We start from the raw sequence: 20,276 nt of genomic DNA on the forward strand, positions 1-20,276 counted from the left end.
GACGGAGAGCCCGCGTGTTTTCAGCCTTGCCCTTGAGCCGCTTTCGCCTGCCAGCCCTGACACTGATCATCAGCGCCCTGACCCTCACCGCGTGCAACGCCCCGCCCTCTTCGACCCTGCCGCTGGCACCGGAAGCTGCTTCCGGTTTCCGCACCGATCTACAAACCCGTCACGCCAGCAAACACATGGCCGCCGCAGCCAATCCCTTGGCTGCTGAGGCCGGGCGCGAGATGCTGCGTCAGGGCGGTTCGGCGATTGATGCGGCGATTGCGATGCAAGCAGTGCTGACCCTGGTTGAGCCGCAGTCTTCCGGGATCGGCGGCGGCGCGATGATCGTGTTGTGGGACGGCAAACAGGTGCGCACGTATGACGGTCGCGAAACCGCACCGGCCGAGGCGACCGATAAGCTGTTCTTGCGTGCTGATGGCCAGCCGATGTCGTTCCCGCAGGCGCAGATTGGCGGTCGTTCGGTCGGCACGCCGGGCGTGTTGCGCGCGCTGGAGATGGCACACAAACAACACGGTCGCCTGCCATGGGCGAAGCTGTTTGCACCGGCGATCAAACTGTCCGAGCAAGGCTTTGCGATATCCCAACGTTTGCATTCGCTGCTGGAATCCGACCCGGTTATCCGCAAGTCGCCTGATATGGCGAAGTACTTCCTCAATGCCGATGGCAGCGTCAAAGCCGTCGGCACACGTCTGCAAAATCCGGCGCTGGCTGCGGTGCTCAAACGCATCGCCAGCGAAGGCGCGGACGCGCTGTACAAAGGCCCGATCGCCGAAGAAATCGTCGCCAAGGTGCAGGGCCACGCCAACCCCGGCAGCCTGTCGATGAACGATCTGCAGCGCTATCAGGCCAAGGAACGCGCGCCGCTGTGCACCGATTACAAACGCTGGCAGGTCTGCGGCATGCCACCACCGTCGTCGGGCGGGATCGCCGTGGCGCAGATTCTCGGCACATTGCAGGCACTGGAAACCCGCGATCCACGCCTTTCCGTGACACCGCTCAAACCAGTAAAAACCGACACACCGGCGGGCATCGAACCGGTGCCACTGGCAGTGCATTTGATTGCCGAAGCCGAACGTTTGGCCTACGCCGACCGCGCGCAATACGTCGCTGATACCGACTTTGTGCCGGTGCCGGTCAAAGGCCTGGTCGACCCGGGTTATCTCGCCAGCCGCGCCAGCCTGATCGGCGAGCGCAGCATGGGCAGCGCCAAACCGGGCACGCCACCGGGCGTACAAGTGGCCTACGCCCCGGACCGCTCGCCGCTGCGCATCTCCACCTCGCAAGTGGTCGCGGTGGATGACCTCGGCGGCGCCGTGTCGATGACCACCACCATCGAAGCCGCGTTCGGTTCGCACCTGATGGTTCAGGGCTTCTTGCTCAACAACCAGATGACCGACTTCTCGTTCATCCCCGAAGAAAACGGCCAGAAAGTCGCCAACCGCGTCGAGCCCGGCAAACGCCCACGCTCGTCGATGGCGCCAACGCTGATCTTCGATCGAAACAGCGGCGAATTCGTCGCCACGGTCGGCTCACCCGGCGGTTCGCAAATCATCGAATACGTGGCGAAAACCACCGTCGGCCTGCTCGACTGGAACCTCGACCCGCAAAGCGCCATCAGCCTGCCCAACTTCGGCAGCCGCAATGGCCCGACCGAACTGGAACAAGGCCAGTTCAGCCCGGCGCTGATTCAGGCACTGAAGGACAAAGGGCATGCCGTGAACGAAATCGACATGACCAGCGGCACCCAGGCCATCGTGCGGGTCAAGGATGCGCAGGAGAAAGCGTCGTTGGAGGGTGGCGCGGATCCACGGCGTGAGGGGGAAGCGTTGGGGGATTGAGGCTAGGACGCAAAGAGAAAAGGCTTACCGTGAGGTAGGCCTTTTTTGTGGCTAACAGATTGTGTTCACTCGCATCCCGTCGCCTTTTCCTACACCGAAAATTTGCTGCCACGGATAGAGTAAGTGGCCGTTCAGCAAACAACACTTTCGGGATCTGCTGGCATTTATGAACACGCAAATATTAGAACCGTACGTCCACCGACAGCCAGCAGCCTTGCATCAGTCCCATAGTGGGACTAGGATCGCGTCATGAGAATTATCGCTGTCAGTCAGCTCAAAAATTTTTGGGAACGGTATCCGGACTCAGAGCAACCACTGTTGGCGTGGATAGATGAAGCGAGGAAAGCAAGCTGGTCAACGCCCTCGGACATCAAGGCACATTTTGCTTCTGCGAGCATTCTGAAAAGCCGCAGAGTGGTGTTCAACATCAAGGGCAATGACTTTCGCCTGATCGTAGCCGTGGCCTACCGCTTCGGCGCCATATACATAAAATTCGTCGGCACCCACAAGCAGTACGATGCAATCGACGCTGATACCGTCGAAATGGAGTAACCCATGAACATACGTCCGATTCATAACGAAGAAGACTACCGTGCGGCGCTCAAAAACGTGTCTGCACTTTTCGACAACGAGCCAGAACCGGGTACCCCTGAAGGTGATTACTTCGACATCATGATCACTCTCATTGAGGCCTATGAAGCCAAACAGTTTCCACTGGATTTGCCCAATCCGATCGATGCCATCAAATTCCGAATGGAACAGTCAGGCCTGTCAGCCGCGGATCTCGCTCCGGCTATTGGTCGAACAAACAGGGTCTATGAAGTGTTGAATGGCAAGCGGGCACTCACTTTGCCAATGATATGGAAACTTCATGAGCTGTTTGGAATTCCTGCCGAAAGCCTGATCAAACCAATGAAGCAAATCTGATAAAAATTGCAGCAACTCAGTCTTTGACTGCAGCTTAGCGATCAGCGATTAGCCACCAGATGCGCCCCAAACAGCAAATAACAACCACCGGCCAAGCGATCCAGCCATTGCCGCGAACGCTCATATACAGCGGCGATCCGACGACTGGCGAAGAACAGCGCCACGCAGCAATACCAACTGAACGACAGCGTCGCCATGGTCATGACTGCCAGCGCCAGTAACAGTGGCGGGATGTGAGCCGGCATGGCGGTGGCGAAGATGGTGGCGACGAACAATGCTGACTTGGGATTAGTCATGTTGCCCAGAAAGCCCCGCCCGTAAGCGCCGAGCAATGTTTGCTCCGAGGTATCGAGCGTGCCAGGGACGATCGGCGCCTTGCGCTTGAACTGCTTGAGCCCGAGGTAGATCAGGTAGCAGCCACCGGCGATTTTGAAACTCAGGTATAGCGTCGGCGCGGCACTGAACAGCGACTGAATGCCCAAGCCACCCGCTAGCCCCCACAACACGGTTCCGCTGGCCACGCCGAGCGCCGCGACGACACCGTGTCGGCGGGAACGGCTGACCGCGAGTTGCGCGATGTTGAAGAAGTTCGGGCCGGGCGTGACCACGGCCACCGTCCACAACAGGGCCAACGACAGCAGCGGCGCCAGATAACTTGAAAGGGAAAGATCCATGGGCATGCGCCTGATAGGTTTGACGATGCCCTCTACCTTGCAACATCCTGCAATGTTTTGCCATCAGCCGTCATTCAGACCGCTAGCGTCTTGCCATCCACCGCATCACCAATCGTTAGAAAATGCCCGCCCGCCACGTGGTGCAAGGTGCGTAAACCATCGTGGCCTTCGAAATGCCAGCGCCCGTCGCTGAACACGCGCTCATCGGCATGGGCGGCGATGACTTCGGCGAGGAACAGGTCGTATTGCTCGTGATTGCGCGGCTCTGGCAGCAAGCGACACTCCAGCCAAGCGACGCAGCCGTCGAGCAGCGGTGCTTCGACTTTTTCGCCGGCAAACGTCTGCAAGCCGTAAGCCTGAAACTTGTCTTGCCCTTGGGTTTGGGTGATGTCCAGGCCCGAGGTATTGCCGACGGTTTGCACGATGTCGGCCTGATTGACGCAAGGGACGTTGAGCACGAAGGTGCCGGACGCCTCAAGCAACTGGCGGGTCCAGGTGGATTTATCGAGGACGACGGCAACTTTCGGTGGCTCGAAATCCAGCGGCATGGCCCAAGCGGCAGCCATGATGTTGCGCTGGCCGTCGTGGGCAGCGCTGACCAGCACGGTCGGCCCGTGGTTGAGCAAACGGTAGGCTTTGTTCAGGGGCACCGGGCGGCGGTGGGAATCGCTCATGGGAATCTGCTCCGGGGGAAAAGGAGCAGATTGTAGCGCCAGCATCGAAATACAGGCAGGTGAAAACTTTGTAGGAGCTGCGGCGTTTCACTCGACAGCTCCTACAGGGGTTGTGTGCAGGTCAGTTGGAGAGTTGATTGGCGAATTGTCCGACGGCATTCACGACTTTCTGCGCACCGTCCTGAATCTCGACAATCACCGTGCCCGCCTCTGCCGCCAGCGCCAGCCCCTGTTCAGCCTGAAGCTTGCCGTCGGTCATCAGCGCTACGGCGTTGCGCGCCATTTCCTGGTTCTGCCGCACCACGGTGACAATCTCTTCGGTCGCCTGACTGGTGCGCGAAGCCAGTTGCCGCACTTCGTCGGCCACCACCGCAAAGCCACGACCCTGCTCACCGGCGCGCGCCGCCTCGATAGCAGCGTTGAGCGCCAGAAGGTTGGTCTGCTCGGCAATCCCGCTGATGGTTTTGACGATCGTGCCGATCACCTGCGACTGCTCGTTCAGTGCCTCGATACCCTCACCGGCGGCTTGCATGTGTCGCGACAGATCTCGCATTACGTTGACCGCTTCAGTCACCACCGTGGTACCGCGCTGGGCGGTGCTGTCGGTTTGCTGCGAGGTGCTGTAGGCAATGCTCGCCGCGTCGGCGACGGCTTGTTCGCGGTTGACCTGATCAGTGATCACGGTGGCGAACTTCACCACTTTGTACAGTTTGTTGTTGGCATCGACCACCGGGTTGTAGGACGCCTCCAGCCACACCGTACGACCGTGGCTGTCGACACGCTTGAAGCGGTCAGCCACGAACTCACCGTTGTTCAGACGCCGCCAGAAGTTCTGGTACTCGGCGCTGTTGTATTCCTCCGGGGTGCAGAACAAGCGGTGATGTTTGCCCTTGATCTGCGCCAGGCTGTAACCCATGCCGCTGAGGAAGCGATCGTTGGCGTTGAGCACATTGCCGTTGAGGTCGAACTCGATCACCGCAGTCGAACGCACCAACGCACCGATCAGGTTTTCGTGTTCACGCGAGGCTTCTATGGTGCGGGTCAGGTCGCTGGCAAACAGCGAAATGTGCTTGATCCGCCCATCCGAAGAACGCACCGGCTGCACAATCGATCGCAACCACGCTTCTTCACCATTGCCACGCAGCAGGCGCACGGCACCGGCGAAGTGCTCGCCGCGGGTCATGGCGTTTTTGAAGCGGTGATGGAATTCGTCAGTCTTCACATGCGCCGGGACGATGTCTTCAATCGCCCGACCGATCAGGTCCTGACTCTTGTAGAGCATCTCGGTGAGGAAGTTCTGGTTGACCGATTGAATGCGCCCGTCGGGCTCAAGGTTCAGCACCAGCATCTCGCTTTCCAGGCTTTCCTTCACCTGCACGAGGCTGGAGAGTTCTTCACGAAGAGCGGCCAGCTCTTGCTTCAGGCGTTTGTTGAACATGGGAAAGTACCGGTGGGCAGGGTAGAAAGCGGGATGCAGCCTAACCATCGGCCTTGAAAATCTTTTCTGAAGAGCGCTCGCGACCGGTCAGTCAAAAATAATCTCAACAGGCCATTGGACCTCTCAGCCCTGCGCAAGCCAGATACAAAACCCAGCGCTCTGGCCCGGCCATATCAGGTATTCTCAAGATAAATTGCAACAACATGTTGCAGCTATCCGCCCGATAAGGAGTTCCGTTTTGGATTTATCGACCGCTGCCTGGATGGTTCACGATACCCGCCTGATTCTCTGCTGCCTGCTGGCCATTGCGACGATCATCGTGTTGATCAGCGCCACCAGACTTCCGCCCTTTCTCTCGATCCTGATTGGCACTTTCATCGCGGGTGTCGGCGCCGGTTTACCGCCCGAAGACGTGGCCAAGGCGTTCAGCAAAGGCGCCGGGGCGATTCTCGGTGAAGCAGGGATCATCATTGCGCTGGGTTCGATGCTCGGAGCGCTGATGGCCGAATCCGGCGCCGCCGACCGCATTGCCTCGACCTTGCTCGGGCTGGGCAAAGGCAAGTCGCTGCCGTGGGTGATGGCGTTGGTGGCGATGGTGATTGGCCTGCCGCTGTTTTTTGAAGTGGGTCTGGTGATGATGGTGCCGATCATCTTCGTCATGGCTCGCCGTTCAGGTCAGCCGCTGCTGAAAATCGCCATTCCGGCTCTAGCCGGGATGACCACGCTACACGCTCTGATGCCGCCGCATCCGGGGCCGCTGATTGCGGTCAGTGCGTTGCATGCCGACCTCGGGCTGACCATGTTGCTCGGCTTCAGCATCGCCATCCCGGCGGTGATACTGGCCGGGCCGCTGTACGGCAATTGGCTGTCGAAACGCATGCACGTCGATGAGCCGGCAGAGCTTGGTGCTTTGTTCAGTGCGCCGCCGAAAGCGCCGCGCCAGCCGAGTTTCGGCATATCGCTGCTGATCATTTTGTTGCCGGTGCTGCTGATGCTCGGCAGCACCCTGGCGAAAGTCGCGATGAGCCCGGAAAGCAGCGTCGCCCTGAGCCTGAAGTTCCTCGGCGAACCGTTGGTGGCGTTGAGCATTGCAGTGATGGCGGCGGTGATCTGCCTCGGTTGGGCCAACGGCATGCCTCGTGAAGACGTCGGTGGCACCCTGCGCAAAAGCCTCGCGCCGATTGCCGTGCTGTTGCTGACCATCGGTGCCGGCGGCGGCTTGAAGCAGACCTTGCTGGACGCCGGCGTCAGTCAGACCATCAGCAAAGTCGCCGAGGGCGCGCACATGCCATACCTGTTGCTGGCCTGGCTGATCGCCGTGGCCTTGCGTCAGGCCACAGGCTCCGCGACGGTCGCGACCACGACGACGGCGGGAATTCTGGCGCCGATGATGGCGGGACTCGCCGCGACGCAAAGTTCATTGGTGGCGTTGGCGATTGGTGCCGGCTCGGTGTTCTTCTGCCACGTCAACGACGCCGGGTTCTGGATGGTTCGCGAGTACTTTGGCTTGCAGCTGAAACAGACCATCTGGGTCTGGTCGATCCTGCAAACCATCGTCTCGGTGGTGGGCCTGGTGGGAACGTTGCTGTGGTGGCACTGGTTGACGTGACGGCCTCGGCGGGTTTTCGCTGAGGCGGTTAACTTGCCTTCAGGAACAAGGCGCCACGGATTGGCTGCCGACTCGCGGCATACGCGCGCCGAAATACGCCGCACTGAGGATGCCGACCATGCCCATCACCGCGCAGAACATCACGCAGATCCATGGACTCCACGGCATCAGACCGATCAGCAGCAGCGGTGTGATGCTCGCCCACGCGGCGTAGGCAATGTTGTAGGTAAAGGAAATGCCTGACACGCGAATACGTGCCGGGAACAACCCGACCATCACCGACGGCACCGCGCCGACCACACCGCAAGCCAGACCGGCCACCGCGTAAGCCAGGCCTACCCAGTTACCGCCCATGATCAAACAGCCATACAGCACGCCGATGCCCAACGGCAGTAGAAGGCTATACAGCATGACCGTGCGCCACGCGCCAATTCGGTCGACCAGCAATCCGGCAATCACGCAGCCTATATTGAGAAACACGATGCCCAAGGCACTGAGGGCAAAGGTGTGGCTGGCGGTCATGCCGAAGGTTTTCTGCATCATGGTCGGGGTGATCACCACGAACACCACGACCGCCGAGGTCAGCACACAGGTCAGCAGCATCGCCGGCCACATGGCCAGTCGATGCTCACGCAGCACCGTGCGCAACGGCAGTTCAACCCGCGCTTCACGCTGCGCTTCCATGGCCATGAACACCGGGGTTTCGCTCAGCCAGCGGCGCAGGTAAACGCCAATCACGCCAAACACGCCACCGAGCAGGAACGGGTAGCGCCAGGCGTAATCGAGGATTTCCGCCGGGGTGAAGACTTGTGCGAGAAACGTCGCAGTCAACGCGCCGATCAGGTAACCGAAGGTCAGCCCGGCCTGCAAAAAGCCCAGGGCGTAACCACGATGGCCGGCCGGCGCGTGCTCGGCGACAAACACCCAGGCACTCGGCACCTCACCACCGACCGCCGCGCCCTGGAGGATGCGCAACGCCAGCAACAGCAGCGGCGCGAAGTAGCCAATCTGCGCATAGGTCGGCATGATCCCGATCAGCAGGCACGGCAGCGCCATCATCAGGATGCTCAGGCTGAAGACTTTTTTGCGTCCGAGTTTGTCAGCGAAATGCGCCATCAGGATCCCGCCCAGCGGCCGCGCCAGGTAACCGGTGACGAAAATCCCGAAGCTTTGCAGCAGACGCAGCCACTCGGGCATTTCCGGTGGAAAGAACAACTGGCTGAGGGTCAGGGCGAAGAAGACGAAGATGATGAAATCGTAGATTTCCAGCGCGCCGCCAAGGGCCGCAAGACCGAGGGTCTTGTAGTCGGAACGGCTGAACGGCGCAGGTTTGGCCGGGGATTGGGCTGTCATGGCAAAGAACTCGGAAACAGGCAAAAAACCAAGGCGCCCATGGTCTACGCAAATGGGCTGGTGGACAACCCGTTAGACCATAGTCCCGGTTTTGCAAAACCTGCTCACAAAGCATCGGCTGTTGAATTACTGTTAAAGCCTGTCCAGCGGGACCACGCCAACGCCGGCCAACCGCCGTGAACCCCATGTGGGAGCGAGCCTGCTCGCGAAAGCGCCAGCCCAGCCAACTTCAATGTTGAATGTGCCGACCTCTTCGCGAGCAGGCTCGCTCCCACAGGGATCTCTGTGTTGTCGAGATCGGCGAGCGTTCCCGCGGACCACAATAACCATAAAAAATCCGAGGTACTTCCTGTGGCCGTTGATATCGAAGATAGCCGCTCCGCACGCTTTGCCCTGCGCTGTTCAAGTTTCGCCGAACGCTGGTTCCCCGATTCCTGGGTGTTCGCCGCGCTGGCCGTGATCATCGTCGCCCTGGCCACACTGGCCATGGGCGCCAAACCCACCGCTGCGGCGATGGCGTTCGGAGACGGCTTCTGGAGCCTGATCCCGTTCACCATGCAGATGGCCTTCGTGGTGATTGGTGGCTACGTAGTCGCCAGCTCGCCACCCGCCGTGAAACTGATTGACCGGTTGGCACGCATCCCGAAAAACGGCCGCTCCGCTGTGGCGTGGGTCGCGCTGATTTCGATGGTCGCGTCCTTGCTCAACTGGGGCCTGTCGCTGGTGTTCGGCGGTTTGCTGGTGCGCGCCCTCGCCCGCCGCACTGATCTGAAAATGGATTACCGCGCCGCCGGCGCCGCGGCCTATCTGGGCCTTGGCGCGGTGTGGGCACTGGGTCTGTCGTCATCGGCTGCGCAGTTGCAAGCCAACCCCGCCAGCCTGCCGCCGTCGATCCTGTCGATCACCGGGGTGATTCCGTTCACCGAAACGATTTTCCTCTGGCAGTCCGGCGTCATGTTGCTGGCGCTGATCGTGATCTCGATCATCATCGCCTACGCCACCGCCCCCGGGCCGAATTCGGCGCGCGACGCCAAGGCCTGCGGCATCGACCCGGCCTTCAACCTGCCACCGCTGCAACCGCGGACGCGGCCGGGTGAATGGCTGGAACACAGTCCACTGCTGATCATCGTGCTGGTGCTGCTGGCGGCGGGATGGCTGTTCCACGAGTTTTCGACCAAACCGGCGATCACCGCGATTTCCGGGCTCAATACCTATAACTTCCTGTTCATCATGCTCGGCGCCTTACTGCACTGGCGCCCGCGCAGCTTCCTCGATGCCGTCGCGCGTGCGGTGCCGACCACCACTGGCGTGTTGATCCAGTTCCCGCTGTACGGCTCGATTGCCGCGCTGATGACCACGGTCAAAGGCACCGATGCGCAAACCCTGGCGCACCACATCTCGACGTTCTTCGTCAGCATCGCCTCCCACGACACTTATGCGCTGTTGATGGGCGTGTACTCGGCGGTTCTCGGTTTCTTCATTCCATCCGGTGGCGGCAAGTGGATCATCGAAGCGCCGTACGTGATGCAGGTCGCCAACGATCTGCAGTATCACCTCGGCTGGGCGGTGCAGATTTATAACGCTGCAGAAGCGCTGCCAAACCTGATCAACCCGTTCTACATGCTGCCGCTGCTGGGCGTGCTGGGGTTGAAGGCGCGGGATCTGATCGGGTTCTCGTTCGTGCAGTTGCTGGTGCACACGCCGCTGGTGCTGGTTTTGCTGTGGGCGCTGGGGACGACTTTGGCGTATACACCGCCCGTCATGCCGTGATCCCGAGCGGGGCGCAGTCATGCTGGCCGCGCTCCGCACTTTTCTTCTGAAACAGCCGCGTATCGGGCTGCCTGTCGCAAATAATGGCTCAGAGCCATCATCCTGCTTTACCGCATCGCACCCTCGGTAATATTCTGCGCACCGATAAATGTTTCCATTTTTTACCAAGCGCAAAGGGAGTTCGTTGCAATGATCGTAGGGATTGACCTGGGAACCACCAACAGCCTGGTCGCCGTCTGGCGGGGCGATGCCACCGAGTTGGTGCCCAATGCCCTGGGCCAGTTCCTGACACCGAGCGTTGTCGGCCTGGATGATCAAGGCCGGATTCTGGTCGGTCAGGCGGCGCGTGAGCGTCTGCACACGCATCCGCGCCTGACCGCATCGCTGTTCAAGCGCCACATGGGCAGCGCCACGCAAACGTACCTGGCCGACAAGGCGTTTCGCCCGGAAGAGTTGTCCGCGCTGGTGCTCAAGAGTCTGAAAGAAGACGTCGAGCGTGCGTTTGGCGAAACCGTCACCGAAGCCGTGATCAGCGTCCCGGCCTACTTCAGTGATGCCCAGCGCAAGGCTACGCGGATCGCCGGCGAACTGGCCGGGCTGAAGGTCGAGAAGTTGATCAACGAACCGACCGCTGCCGCCCTCGCCTATGGACTGCACCAACGGGACAAGGAAACTTCGTTCCTGGTTTTCGACCTCGGTGGCGGCACGTTCGACGTGTCGATTCTGGAGTTGTTCGAAGGCGTGATGGAGGTACGCGCCAGCGCCGGTGACAACTTCCTCGGCGGCGAAGACTTCGATACCGTGCTGCTTGAGCACTTCATCAGCCAGCACCGTTCGGCCGCCGACTTCCCGGAGCGCAGCAGCGTCATCCAGCCGCTACGTCGCGAGGCCGAGCGCGTGCGCAAGGCGCTGGGGCAGGACGACAGCGCCGAATTCCGCTTGCAGCTCGGTGAGCGGCAGTGGACGCAAACCATCACCCAGCAACAGTTGGCGACGCTTTACATGCCGCTGCTTGAACGCCTGCGCGCGCCGATTGAACGGGCGCTGCGCGATGCACGCATCCGCGTCAGCGACCTCGACGAAATTCTGCTGGTCGGCGGCACCACGCGCATGCCGCTGGTACGCAAACTCGCTGCCGGGCTGTTCGGCCGGTTCCCGTCGATCACCCTCGATCCGGATCAGGTCGTGGCACAGGGCGCGGCGATTCAAGCGGCACTCAAGGCCCGCGCCGCCGCGCTGGAAGAAGTGGTATTGACCGATGTCTGCTCCTATACGCTGGGCATCGAGACCTCCACGCAGGTCGGCCGCAACTATGAGAGCGGCCACTACCTGCCGATCATCGAACGCAACAGCATCGTGCCGGTCAGTCGAGTGAAAACCGTGTACACGCTGCACGACGATCAGGAACAGGTGGTCGTGCGGATCTTCCAGGGCGAAAGCCGCCTGGTCAAAGACAACGTGGCGCTCGGCGAACTGGACATCAAGGTGCCCAAACGCAAGGCCGGCGAAGTTGCCCTCGACGTGCGCTTCACCTACGACAACAACGGTCTGCTCGAAGCCCAGGTAAAAATCCCCCTGACCGGACAACAGCATTCGCTGGTCATCGAGAACAACCCGGGCGTGCTGTCCCCCGAGGAGATCCAGCAACGCCTGGCGAACCTCGCACAGCTGAAGATTCATCCGCGCGAGCAGCAGGTCAACACGCTGCTGACTGCACGTCTGGAGCGCCTCTATCAGGAAAGCCTGGGCGATCTGCGTGATCTCATGGGCGATTGGGCCAAGCAATTCCAGATCGCGCTCGACTCTCAGGACGAGCGCCAGATCCGTGAAGTGCGCACCGACTTGAGCCGCCGCCTGAGCGAACTTGATCGCACCCCGTGGCAATAAGGAGCCTGGCCATGGATTGCTGGTCGGTGCTGCACCTGCACGATGACGCTGAAACCCGCGACATCAAGCGCGCCTATGCGCGCCTGCTGAAAACCTTCCGCCCCGATGAGGATGCCGAAGGTTTCCAGCGCCTGCGTGAAGCCTACGAACAAGCGCTGGCGATTGCCCGGTGGCGCCTTGAAAACGCTGAGCCTGCGGACGAAGACGACGTCGCCGTGGCCACGGCTTCCAGCGCCTTTGCCGCGCTGGCGGTCGATGCTGCACTGGCAAACAAACACAGCCACCGGCAAAACCCGTCGTGGGATTTTGCCGATCTCGACGTTCCGCCCGTCAACCCGGCAGCCCCCGAGCCTTTTGCGCCGCCGGCGAAGGATGATGTTTTGCCTGTCGAGCCACTGCCGGCGGCCCCGGACACAGAGGCGTATGCGCTTGAAGCGCAGGCCGCACGGCAACTGCTTGAGGGGCTATCGCCCGAAAACCTCGGCGAGCGTTGGGATCAGGCGCAACAGCAAGGCTGCGCCAAGGCCTTCGAAAGGTTGTTGCTGCAATTGTGTTTTGAACAGCCGCAACTGCGCAGCCCGGTGCTGCACTGGGCCGTCGAGCAACTTGGATGGTTGGGGCCGTGGCAGGACGTTCTGATGAATGATCATCAGCGCGACCAGCTCGCCGAAAGCCTGCTGGCCGATTACCGAAACGCCTTGCAGGCGCTGCTCGAAAGCCAGAGCGAACGCGAATTTCTCAACGTGCTCAAACGCTACAGCGCTCAACCGTGGCTGCAGGTATTCGATCGCCGCGAACAATGGCAGCAAACCCTGCTGCACTTGCTCAATGACACCGAGTGGAGCGTGCCGCTGTTCGACCGCATCGGCCAACTGTTCGGCTGGGATCACAACAAAGGCCTGCACCCGCAACCGGACTGGCTCTGGGACGCCTTGATCGAACGCTGCGATCAGGAAAGCTTCTACGACAATCTGCGCGCCAAGGCTGAAAGCGACCGGATGTGGGCGGCCGACGTGCAAGCGGCGCATCTATTGATCAATCCGCTCAAGCCCCTGCAGCAGAAGAAGATCATCGACGGCTTTGGCCAGAATGAATGGCAGGCCTGCCACGATCTGTCGGAAAACCTCAAATGGCGCTTCCCGGAACTGCTGGCGCGCTTGCCCTACGCCGACGTTTTTTACTGGCGGCGGTTTTTTCCACGGCCCATCGCTGCCGAAACCTGGGTACGCGTGTGGGCGGCCATTGCCTTGGCTCTTTGCCTGTTTTATCTGGGCCTTGAGAAAAGAGATACCGCCAATCTGATCTTCATTCCGATGATCTTTGCCTGCGTACCGGTCTGGTTTTTCCGCTTTGCACTGAGTTGGTGGGTGGTGCTCACGGCCCATGTGATAGTCCCCGACCTGTGGCTCACCGAAGGACTGATTCCACGCAAATGGAACCCTGACACGCACTGGCTGGTGATACGTCACGGGATCCCGCAGGTGGTCATGCTGTTGCTGTTTTCGCTGATGCTCGGGCCGCTGGGCGCGCTCACTTATGTCGGCACGCTGCTGATAGGACTGGTGCACAAACGCCGTATCGGTTCGCTCGATCCGGAGCTGAGCCACAGCCGTCCTTGGCTGACCGCACTGCACTGGGCGCACTTCAGTCCGCTGCAATTGCTGTTTCTGGTGGTCATGACCGCGATCACGGCGGCCAGCAGACTCGGCTTTTCGCTCAGTCAACTCATGCCCGGCTAGGCAAACAGCGCCAGTGCCGCTTGTCATCCATCCGTCACATTCACTTGCTAGCGTCCGCCCGAAACATACTGAAACAATTAAGCAAGAACGGGCTGACAGATGAAAGACGACACAGACGGCACTGACGCACCTGAATCCAATCACCCCACCGACACCAGTCGCCGCCGCTTTCTCGGCGGCGTCGCGGTGCTGGGTGTCGGTGCCACGCTGGCGGGGTGTGGCAGCGCCAGCGATCAACCGGGCAAACCGACCGAACGCCCGCTGACGCCCGCCGAACTGGACAAGGCCCTGCGCGATCAGGTGAAAACCGTGGTGGTCATCTATGCCGAAAACCGCAGTTTCAACAACCTGTTCGGTGATTTCCCCGGTGTCGAAAAACCGCTGGCAGCGCTCAAGCCCGGCGACTATCAACAACGTGACCGCGACGGCTCGCTGCTGCAAACCCTGCCTCCGGTCTGGGGCGGTGTGCTGCAGATCGGCCCGCAAACCCTCGATGGCGTGACTTATCCCAACGCCACGCAGTTTCAGCAAAACCTGGCCAATGCACCGTTCGCCCTCAAAGGCCCGAATGCTGAAGATTTGCCATTCGGTCTGGTGACCCGCGATTTGTGGCACGTGTTCTATCAGAACCAGATGCAGATCAACGGCGGCAAGAATGACGGCTTCGTCGCCTGGGCCGACTCCGGTGGCTTGACCATGGGCCACTACGCCCAAAGCCGTTATTCCCTGCGCCTGTGGGACGTCGCGCAGGAGTTTGTGCTGTGTGACAACTTCTTCCAGGGCGCCTTCGGTGGCTCGTTCCTCAACCATCAGTACCTGATCAGCGCCACCGCGCCGTTCTATCCGGACGCGGCCAACTCCGTCGCCAAATCACAGATCGCCGCGTTGCAAAGTGATGATCCGGCCGATCCGCGCCTCAAGCCGCTGGACGCATCGCCGGCCAGCGCCATGACCGGCCCGCCGCAGTTCGGCCCGAGTGCGCTGACTCCGGACGGCTTCGGCGTCAACACCCTCGCCCCGCCCTACTGGCCCACCTGGATTCGCGACCCGGAGCGCCCGGCGTATTCCAAAGCGGATCTGCCCAACGTCATGGTGCCGCAAACCCACGAACACATTGGCGACAAGCTGTCGAAAAACAACATCGATTGGGCGTGGTATGCCGGTGCGTGGCAGGCGACGCTGGATCAGTACAAGGACTCCGGCGGCATCCCGAAGATTCCGAATTTTCAGTATCACCATCAGCCGTTCAACTACTTCAAGCAGCAAGGTCCGGAGAACCCCGACGAGCGCAACAAGCGTCTGCGTGATGCTGGCTTGGGTGATGAATCGAGCAGCAACAAATTCTTCGCCGATGCCGAAGCGGGCAAGTTGCCGGCGGTGAGTTTCTACAAACCCCAAGGCAACCTGAACATGCACGCCGGTTATGCCGACGTGGCTTCCGGGGATCGGCACATCGTGCGCGCGCTGAAAGTGCTGCGCGAAAGTCCGCAGTGGAAAAACATGGTGGTGATCGTCACGGTCGATGAAAACGGCGGCTGGTGGGATCACGTCGCACCGCCCAAGGGCGACCGTTGGGGGCCAGGCTCACGAGTACCGGCGCTGGTGGTGTCGCCGTTTGCACGCAAGAGCACGGTGGATCACACGGTCTACGACACGGCATCGATCCTGCGGTTGATCACTCGTGTCTTCCAGTTGGAGACCCTCGACGGCCTCAAACAACGGGACGAGTCGATGATTGCCCGGGGCCAGAAACCCATGGGCGATCTGACCAACGCTCTGCATTTTCAGGCCTGAAAACCAGCCCTGCGAGTTTGCGCAAAATTCTGCCGATGACGGCTTCTCTGTCAAACGCGGCTGATCCACTATGAGCCGCCCCCGAAACGCGGGGAACCGACGCTGAAAAGGATCTGAGCATGTTCAAACTCGCAGGACTTACCCCCGTTGCACTGGCTCTCACCGCACTCACGCTGAGCGCGGCCGCCCACGCCGATGTCGACTTGAAACTGGGCAGCACCGAACGCGTCACCCGTCTCTTTGCTTATCCCAACAACTGCAGCGTGATCTGTTTCCGCAACTGGACGCTGGAACAGACCGTCGCCCATTACCTGAGCCAGAGCGTACAACGCGATGGTTATACCGATGCCAAGGTGTTGGTAAAAACCGACAACGGCCAGCTCTATGCCGAAATCACCGGCGTGCCGAAGGATTACGACAAACCGCTGTCGGCGCTGCTGGATGCGGGGGATCTGGCCTACACCGGCGCCAGCAAACTCAACGCCGACGGCAAATGGGCCTACAGCTGGTATCTGTTCCTGCCGCTGGGCATGGCTCTGGAAAACCGTAAAAGTGTCGAGTTGCTGCACTTTCCGCCAGATTACTCGCTGACCCAGGCACAGGATTATCTGCGGTCGAACACCACCGACCGCTGGGCGACGCTGCTGACTGACAATGGCATTCCTGCCGGGCAGACGCCGGCCTATCAAACCATCATCGACATCGCCCCGATTGCCGCGCCGTCCAATGCCGGCAGCGATCTGGAAGGCGTGTATGACTACTTCAAGGACTACCAGACCACGCTGGTCAAACAGTTCAGCCAGACCGCCAGCGGCACGACGCTGCCGATGGTCGCGTTCGGTGCGCCGGTGCGTAACTGGATCAAGCAGCAATACGGGCCGACTGTGAATGTCTTGGGGCTGGCGACCATCAGCCCGAGCGAAGGCGTGAAAGTGCCGGTGCTGGGTTCCAACCACCCGAGTTACATCTGGTACGCCGCTGACCCGAAGAGCTACACCGGCGACGATGCACAGGCCAAGGCTGATGCAGCAGGCCTGAAAGTCATGGGTCAGGATTTGAGTGCCGCCTGCTGGCAGGCCGGGATGGGCAGCAAACCTGGCAGCGATGCCCAGACTACCCTCAGCAGTTGCACACAGACATGGCAGGTCACGCAGAAAGTCAAAACCTGCGAGCTGTTCTACACCTCGATCCGTAATCTGACCCCGGAACAAGCCACCGCCAAGTGCGCTACCACCCCGATCAAGGCCCAACTGAAGCAATTGCAAGCACCGTTGCCAACCACCGCCGTCCCTGCCCCGCACCTATAGCCGCTTGAAGCGTTCCCGTGTCAGCCAATGCTGACGCGGGAAAGCGTCTAAATCGCCTGTCAGATCTGACAGTAGACCCGCTATACCTAATAGGACACGATTGGATCCAACCAGTGGCGTTGCAGTACTGACAGGACGTCAACCCAAGGAAGTCGCAAAAGCTTTGCGACAAGGACTGATATGAATATCCACGCCATGGCGCAATCGGCGTCACGCGATACTGAAGGCATCTATCCTTTCGCCGGTCTGCCCGTACGGCTGGGGTTTCCATCGAGCGTCGATTTCGAAATCATCAAGGATGAGCACGGCACCCCAACGGCGGTCGCGGCGCGGCGCGAGTTTCTGCACACCCACCGGATGTGCCGGGTGTCCGGGCAATTACTGCCGTATCGCTGCCGCCAGACCCGGCAACTGCTGACGGGGATCCACATTTACGACCCGCGCTTCTGCGGATTGATCGAACACGCCTGCGACCCCAACGTATTTCTCGACATGAGCGAGTTATGGCTGTGGGCGCTGAAAGATATCCACAGGGGGGAACGGTTGACCATGGACTACGCCGCCACCGAAGACAAACTCTTGCACCAGTTCGCCTGCGGTTGCGGTTCCTCACGTTGCCGCGGGTGGATCACCGGTTTCGACGAACCACCCAGCCTCGAAGGCCACCACTTTCTACAGCGCTGGCGGCATTCCGGTTTGCGCTGAAAGGTGCGCTGAAAAGCGGCTTACAACGCGCCGACCGGCCGCAAACGATACTGCGGCGGCAATTGCTCGAAACCACTGATGGTGGTGTTGAGACTTTTCCAGCGGCCATCCTTGATGCCGTAGATGCAACCGTGGATCGACAGGCTCTGCCCGCGATGCCAGGCGTTCTGGATAATGCTGGTGTGGGCGACGTTAGCCACTTGCTGGACCACGTTGAGTTCGCACATGCGATCAACCTGCTCTTCTTCCGTCGGCAACTTGGCCAGTTCTTCACGTTTTTCGTAATACAGATCACGGATCGAACGCAGCCAGCCGTCGATCAGACCGAACTGCCGATCCTGCATCGATGCGCGCACACCGCCGCAGCCGTAGTGGCCCGTGACAAGAATGTGCTTAACCTTGAGCACATCGACCGCGTACTGAATCACCGACAGGCAGTTGAGATCGGTGTGCAGCACCACGTTGGCGACGTTACGGTGAACGAACAGATCGCCTGGCAACATGCCGACGATTTCGTTGGCCGGCACGCGTGCGTCGGAACAACCGATCCACAGATATTCCGGCGTTTGCTGGCGCGCCAGTTTGGCGAAGAAATCCGGGTCTTCCTTGGTGATCGCGTCAGCCCAACGCTCGTTGTTATCAATCAGGTCTTGTAAGTCATGCATGCTGTAAGGCCTCAAGAAAGATGCGCTGGTATGACAGACGACCACCCGTCGGGGTCACGCCGCCAGCGCAAGTGATTTCATTGGAATTCTCGTGTGCCCGGTGAGTCCACCTAAGTAAGGCCCACAGTATGAGGAATTGCCATGACTGATTCACGACGCCCTTACGATGCGGAGCAACCAGAGCCCATCGATGATAACGAAGACCGCATGGGTTCGGTGCATGAGCTGGATTTCGATGAAGACCAACCGAGCGCGAAAATCGGTGATGAGATTCCTGAACGTGAACGCGAGCAGTTGATGCCGCGTGAGCGGGTGCGCGAGGCCGGGATGACCGGGGCTTCAGTCGCCGATCATGAGCCGACTGACGATGACCTGAGCCCGGAAACGCTGATTCATGAAGACGGTGCGCGTGATGCCGAAGAGGCAGGTGAAGGCAATCAGGCGGATTGGGATTTGAGCATTGTCGATGAGGATGACATTGGCGGTGGCAATGGGCTGGATGAGGCGGAGCTGGCGCGGCGCGATCCGATGGATGGCAACCGCTAATAGACGCGCCGCCCTGTAGGAGCTGCCGAATGCTGCGATCTTTTGATCTTGGTCGCAACATCAAAAGATCGCAGCCTTCGGCAGCTCCTACAGGTCATTAGTCAACCAAGGTGCAGGCCATGACCACGGCATCTTCACGCCCACCCACCGCCGGATAATAATCCCGGCGCCGGCCAATCTCGTTGAAGCCATAACGCTCGTACAACTTGAACGCGCCCGTATTGCTGTCACGCACTTCCAGAAAACATTCCCGCGCCGAAGCCGCATACGCCCGCGACATCAGATGCTCAAGCAACGTCAGCCCCAGCCCGCGCCCCTGATTCTCAGGTTTGACAGTGATATTGAGCAGATGCGCCTCATCCAGAATGATCTGCACCACGCCGTGGCCAACCTGCTGCTCACCTTCGAACATCAGCCAGATCTGGTACTTGCCCAGCCCGTCGAGAAAAATCCCGCGAGTCCACGGATGGCTGTAAGCGGCGTACTCGATTTTCAGCACGGTTTCCAGATCCGCCTCGGTCATCGGGCGGAACGATACAGCGTCACTCATTCGATTCTTTCCAGCGCGCCATCAGCCGACGCATGGCTTGCCACACAGCGGCCTTGCGCTGTGGCTCTTCCATTAACAATTCCAGACCGGGAATGGCCCAGGCCGAGCCCAGGCCTTCGATCTGCAATTCACGATTGAACGCTTCGGCATCCGCCTCACCGGCAAAACGCACCGCCGGCAGGCCGATCAGCCACAGGCAGGCACACGGAGCGGCTTCCATTTGCACGGAAAGGAAACCCTGTACAAAGTCACGCGCCGCTTCCGGGCCCTGATCCATGGTGCCGCGATTGAGCCACGGCCAACGTACCGGCTCGCCGACAATTTGCGGTGCATCCGGCAGACCGGCAGCGCGCAGCATGTCTTTGAGCAGCAAATACGCGGGATCACGGCTCTGGAACGGTTCGCCTGTGGGTAACTCGACCAGCAGCAGGCAACGCCCGGCGCGCAGCAGTTGCAGGGCGAAACGCGGTGGCGGCTCCGGTGCCGGTTTGGCGACCACTGGCGTGTCGTCGGCCTCTTCCACCGGTTTGGCGTTGGTCCGGGTGCTGGCCAACGACGGACGCGGCACTTCGATCTTCGGCCGTTCGACCGGACGAGCGGCAGCCGTTTGCACCGGGGCTTCGGCCTGCGGTGCAAGCACGACCGGCGCCTCTACCTCGGGCTCGGGCATGTCCAGCAGCTCGGGCCGCGAGGGTGCGGCGAAGGGCAATTCGGTGCGCGGCAGCCAGTTGACCACCTGCATGGCGTTCAAATAGGCGCGGCGGCGGGACTCGATTAGCAAGGGTCGGCCA

18 protein-coding genes are annotated in these 20,276 nt (G+C 60.5%); 11 read left to right on the forward strand and 7 right to left on the reverse strand.

Annotated features, from left to right (window positions below; translation table 11 throughout):
* Positions 1-14: 14 nt before the first annotated feature.
* The 3 genes from ggt (at position 15) to PspR84_RS24330 (ending at position 2,774) form a co-directional block, all read left to right on the forward strand.
* Entirely contained in the window at positions 15-1,847 is a 1,833-nt protein-coding gene (gene ggt / locus PspR84_RS24320) for a gamma-glutamyltransferase (protein WP_160059415.1), read from the forward strand.
* A 249-nt stretch (positions 1,848-2,096) separates the two neighbouring features.
* Entirely contained in the window at positions 2,097-2,399 is a 303-nt protein-coding gene (locus tag PspR84_RS24325; protein WP_095122959.1) for a type II toxin-antitoxin system HigB family toxin, read from the forward strand.
* Between the two features lie 3 nt (positions 2,400-2,402).
* Positions 2,403-2,774 carry a helix-turn-helix domain-containing protein gene (locus PspR84_RS24330; RefSeq protein WP_064387655.1) on the forward strand — a complete coding sequence of 124 codons (372 nt, stop codon included), beginning with the start codon at positions 2,403-2,405 and terminating at the stop codon, positions 2,772-2,774.
* Between the two features lie 41 nt (positions 2,775-2,815).
* Here the strand turns inward: PspR84_RS24330 and PspR84_RS24335 are convergent, their stop codons facing one another.
* From PspR84_RS24335 to PspR84_RS24345, 3 genes are all read right to left on the reverse strand, one after another.
* Positions 2,816-3,448, reverse strand: coding sequence for a LysE family transporter (locus PspR84_RS24335; RefSeq protein ID WP_160059416.1), 633 nt, complete (start codon positions 3,446-3,448; stop codon positions 2,816-2,818).
* A gap of 74 nt (positions 3,449-3,522) precedes the next feature.
* On the reverse strand, positions 3,523-4,122 hold the full coding sequence (locus PspR84_RS24340) for a flavin reductase family protein (RefSeq protein WP_160059417.1): 600 nt from the start codon (positions 4,120-4,122) through the stop codon (positions 3,523-3,525).
* Positions 4,123-4,243: 121 nt separating this feature from the next.
* Positions 4,244-5,560: a methyl-accepting chemotaxis protein gene (locus PspR84_RS24345; RefSeq protein WP_160059418.1), complete on the reverse strand. Its 1,317-nt coding sequence runs from the start codon at positions 5,558-5,560 to the stop codon at positions 4,244-4,246.
* Between the two features lie 238 nt (positions 5,561-5,798).
* Here PspR84_RS24345 and PspR84_RS24350 point away from each other — a divergent pair, with 238 nt between their 5' ends.
* The gene (locus tag PspR84_RS24350; RefSeq protein ID WP_160059419.1) at positions 5,799-7,169 is read left to right on the forward strand and encodes a gluconate:H+ symporter; all 1,371 of its coding nucleotides are present in this window, start codon (positions 5,799-5,801) and stop codon (positions 7,167-7,169) included.
* 39 nt (positions 7,170-7,208) lie between these two features.
* Here PspR84_RS24350 and PspR84_RS24355 read toward each other — a convergent pair whose 3' ends face one another.
* Complete coding sequence (locus tag PspR84_RS24355) at positions 7,209-8,522, reverse strand: MFS transporter (RefSeq protein WP_160059420.1); 1,314 nt, start codon at positions 8,520-8,522, stop codon at positions 7,209-7,211.
* 351 nt (positions 8,523-8,873) lie between these two features.
* On the opposite strand from PspR84_RS24355, the gene PspR84_RS24360 reads away from it, so the two are divergent.
* From PspR84_RS24360 to PspR84_RS24385, 6 genes are all read left to right on the forward strand, one after another.
* Positions 8,874-10,292 carry a TIGR00366 family protein gene (locus tag PspR84_RS24360; protein ID WP_160059421.1) on the forward strand — a complete coding sequence of 473 codons (1,419 nt, stop codon included), beginning with the start codon at positions 8,874-8,876 and terminating at the stop codon, positions 10,290-10,292.
* A 189-nt stretch (positions 10,293-10,481) separates the two neighbouring features.
* Positions 10,482-12,179: a molecular chaperone HscC gene (locus PspR84_RS24365; protein ID WP_160059422.1), complete on the forward strand. Its 1,698-nt coding sequence runs from the start codon at positions 10,482-10,484 to the stop codon at positions 12,177-12,179.
* A gap of 11 nt (positions 12,180-12,190) precedes the next feature.
* Positions 12,191-13,918, forward strand: coding sequence for a J domain-containing protein (locus tag PspR84_RS24370; protein WP_160059423.1), 1,728 nt, complete (start codon positions 12,191-12,193; stop codon positions 13,916-13,918).
* A 99-nt stretch (positions 13,919-14,017) separates the two neighbouring features.
* On the forward strand, positions 14,018-15,712 hold the full coding sequence (acpA, locus tag PspR84_RS24375) for an acid phosphatase (RefSeq protein ID WP_160059424.1): 1,695 nt from the start codon (positions 14,018-14,020) through the stop codon (positions 15,710-15,712).
* A 119-nt stretch (positions 15,713-15,831) separates the two neighbouring features.
* Positions 15,832-17,019 (forward strand): hypothetical protein, encoded by a 1,188-nt coding sequence (locus PspR84_RS24380; RefSeq protein ID WP_160059425.1) that lies wholly within the window; start codon positions 15,832-15,834, stop codon positions 17,017-17,019.
* A 180-nt stretch (positions 17,020-17,199) separates the two neighbouring features.
* On the forward strand, positions 17,200-17,724 hold the full coding sequence (locus tag PspR84_RS24385; protein ID WP_160059426.1) for an SET domain-containing protein-lysine N-methyltransferase: 525 nt from the start codon (positions 17,200-17,202) through the stop codon (positions 17,722-17,724).
* Between the two features lie 20 nt (positions 17,725-17,744).
* Here PspR84_RS24385 and can read toward each other — a convergent pair whose 3' ends face one another.
* Positions 17,745-18,389 carry a carbonate dehydratase gene (gene can, locus PspR84_RS24390; RefSeq protein WP_160059427.1) on the reverse strand — a complete coding sequence of 215 codons (645 nt, stop codon included), beginning with the start codon at positions 18,387-18,389 and terminating at the stop codon, positions 17,745-17,747.
* A gap of 141 nt (positions 18,390-18,530) precedes the next feature.
* On the opposite strand from can, the gene PspR84_RS24395 reads away from it, so the two are divergent.
* Entirely contained in the window at positions 18,531-18,935 is a 405-nt protein-coding gene (locus tag PspR84_RS24395; protein WP_160059428.1) for a serine kinase/phosphatase, read from the forward strand.
* A 97-nt stretch (positions 18,936-19,032) separates the two neighbouring features.
* On the opposite strand, the gene rimI is transcribed toward PspR84_RS24395, so the two are convergent.
* Positions 19,033-19,485, reverse strand: coding sequence for a ribosomal protein S18-alanine N-acetyltransferase (gene rimI / locus PspR84_RS24400; RefSeq protein WP_007912963.1), 453 nt, complete (start codon positions 19,483-19,485; stop codon positions 19,033-19,035).
* A complete protein-coding gene (locus tag PspR84_RS24405; RefSeq protein ID WP_160060138.1) occupies positions 19,478-20,227 on the reverse strand; it encodes an energy transducer TonB in 750 nt (249 codons plus the stop codon). The genes rimI and PspR84_RS24405 overlap by 8 nt, the downstream gene beginning before the upstream one ends.
* Between the last annotated feature and the right edge of the window lie 49 nt (positions 20,228-20,276).

This window comes from Pseudomonas sp. R84 (assembly GCF_009834515.1).
Classification (GTDB): domain Bacteria; phylum Pseudomonadota; class Gammaproteobacteria; order Pseudomonadales; family Pseudomonadaceae; genus Aquipseudomonas.